Source organism: Komagataeibacter swingsii, assembly GCF_003207895.1.
In the GTDB taxonomy this organism is placed as follows: domain Bacteria; phylum Pseudomonadota; class Alphaproteobacteria; order Acetobacterales; family Acetobacteraceae; genus Komagataeibacter; species Komagataeibacter swingsii.
The window spans coordinates 1-1,924 of record NZ_NKUB01000072.1 but is presented as its reverse complement, the minus strand read 5'-3'; the positions used below and the strand labels follow the sequence as shown (position 1 = coordinate 1,924).

General features: G+C 59.9%; 1 protein-coding gene and 1 pseudogene. One reads left to right on the top strand and one right to left on the bottom strand.

What is annotated here, in order from left to right:
• The first annotated feature begins 162 nt into the window (after window positions 1-162).
• A complete protein-coding gene (locus tag CFR76_RS17325) occupies window positions 163-1,245 on the top strand; it encodes an AbrB family transcriptional regulator (protein WP_025440219.1) in 1,083 nt (360 codons plus the stop codon).
• A gap of 206 nt (window positions 1,246-1,451) precedes the next feature.
• On the opposite strand, the pseudogene CFR76_RS17320 reads toward CFR76_RS17325, so the two are convergent.
• Window positions 1,452-1,829: pseudogene (locus CFR76_RS17320) on the bottom strand (helix-turn-helix domain-containing protein); the annotation flags it as partial.
• Between the last annotated feature and the right edge of the window lie 95 nt (window positions 1,830-1,924).

Sequence of the window (1,924 nt, the reverse complement as noted above, 5' to 3'; positions counted from 1 at the left end):
AGCAATTCGTCGAGGATTTCCATCGAGATGGTCATTCATACTTCCTTTCGGTGAAGTATGGACCAGATCAATTATACACAGAAGATCGGACACTCTCTCCTTCCGCGGATCGCACGCGTGCTGCCTTCCGATACAATCGTGTTTGGCGGTTAAGCGGTGAGGGTGGGGCCGTCCGCATGGCTGCTGGCCGGACGATGGGGTGTACTGGCACTGCTTTCGCTGGTTTTCGGTATGCTTCTGGCCGCCTTACGCCTGCCGGCTGCGCCGCTGCTGGGGCCACTGGGGGCGGCGGTCGTACTGGCCACACGGGGCGGCGCGGTCCGTATTTCCCGTTGGGCCTTTCTCGGCGCACAGGGCGTAGTTGGGGTCATGATCGCCAGCTATCTTTCAGCCTCGATCTTTCACGAAATGGCAGCCAGCTGGCCGGTATTTGTTGCCGGTACGTTTTCTACCCTGTCTGCGGCTGCCCTTCTCGGCTGGCTGCTGACACGTTCGCGCCTGCTACCCGGCAATACCGCGATCTGGGGTTCGTCACCCGGTGCGGCCACGGTCATGACCCTGATGGCGGAATCATACGGGGCGGATATGCGGCTCGTCGCCTTCATGCAATATCTGCGCGTGGCGTGCTGCGCCGTCATTGCGGCTGTTATTGCGCGCGTGACCGGAACGCCGTCCGCCCCGCTGGTCGTGGCACAGACCCTCTCATGGCAGGGTGCTTTACTTGCGCTTGTGATCGCGCTGGCAGGCAGCGCCTTGGGCACCCGTCTGCGCGTGCCGGCCGGGGGACTGCTTGTGCCCATGGGGATCGGGATGGCCGCGAGGCTTGGCGCCCATCTGCCGATCGAACAGCCGCATCTTCTGCTGGTCGCGGCCTATGCCCTGGTCGGGTGGGGCATCGGCATGCGGTTTACGCCAGATGTGCTGGCTTATGCCGGACGTGTCTTTCCACGTGTGCTGGGTTCCATCCTCGCGCTGATTGCAGTGTGTGGCGGCTTTGCATTGGTGCTGGCCCGGCTGGCGCATGTGGATCTGCTGACGGCTTATCTTGCAACCAGCCCTGGTGGAGCTGATTCCGTCTCCATTATCGCCTCGACCACAAAAGTGGACATGCCTTTCGTCATTGCCATGCAGGTCGCCCGGTTTTTCTGTGTTCTGGTCACCGGGCCAGCTTTGGCGCGTTTTCTGTCCCGCAGATCGTCGGGAAAAGGGCAGCGCGATGTGTCGCAAGAAATACACGGGAAATAGGCGAAAAGGAGGAGGGGCTTGCTGAAGACCAATGCGACAGATCCCGCCCTTGCAAACCTGCTCGCGCTGAGGCGTGACGACAATTTTGGTTGATGGCGGGAGCAGCGATTTGGCCATCAGGGTGTAGTCATTTACCCCGCTTGTCTGGCGCGCGGCATCTTCTTTCGCCGTATCCCCATTTGACGGTCATATCCATTCCGATGATGTCATAGCTTCCTGAAGTCGCGTGGACTGATGCCGGTTTCCCTGCGAAACATTTGTGCAAAATGGCTCGCACTCTCGTAGCCACTGGTCAGGGCGATCTCGATGATGGACCTGTTGGTCTGCGATAGAAGGTCCTTCGCATGTTCCACACGCTGCCCGATAAACCAGCGTGATGGGCTTTGCCCCATGGTGTTGTGAAATGACCGGCTGAAATGAAACCGGCTCATCCCGCACAACCCGGCCAGAAAATCGAGATCGAACGGTTCGGCGAGATGGGCCTCCATATGGTCAAGCGCCTTGCGCAGCTTCCACGCTGGCAGTTGTGCAGGTCTGGACGTGGGCGAAGGCTGTGTCTGTGCATAATGACGCAGAAGATGTAATCATCCGGCGAGAGACGCGGGCGTATTCAGGCGGCGATGGTATTGTGGACCTGCTGGTGGGCTTTCCAGTGCCAGGGCAGGAGTTCATGGAGGCG